Origin of the sequence: Campylobacter coli LMG 9860 (assembly GCF_000254135.1) — a bacterium.
Lineage (GTDB): Bacteria > Campylobacterota > Campylobacteria > Campylobacterales > Campylobacteraceae > Campylobacter_D > Campylobacter_D coli.
Genome location: NZ_AINS01000148.1, coordinates 1 through 384 on the forward strand (window position 1 = coordinate 1; position 384 = coordinate 384).

The 384-nt window shown below is 26.3% G+C and carries 1 pseudogene; it reads right to left on the bottom strand.

Annotation, left to right across the window (positions count from 1 at the left end):
- Nucleotides 1-384, bottom strand: a pseudogene (locus tag CCO88_RS09825) (motility associated factor glycosyltransferase family protein); the annotation flags it as partial.

The following is a 384-nucleotide window of genomic DNA, read 5'->3' on the forward strand; positions in this document are numbered from 1 at the left end:
TTATAAACAAATTGTTCTATGCCTTGCATGGCATCTTTAGGATCATTTCCACGCATAAGATTGTGATTTTTGATGATTTGCATGTTGAGTTTATTAAGTTTTAAAATATCTTCTTTATAGTGTTCATAAAAATCATTAGCAATGTGTAGATTATAAGAACGATAAAACAAATCCCCTATCAAACGAAAAACTTTATCCATTTTAGGAAGATTAATATCATCATGATGTAAAATAATGAGTCGCCCTAAGCTTAAATCTTTGCTAAAATCTATGAAATTTAAAGCCAAAAAGATAAGTTCTAATTCTTTTTCAAAGATGATTATTCTTTTAAGTGCTTGATTTTGAAGTAGAATTTTATATAAAATTCCATTTCCAAAACCATAA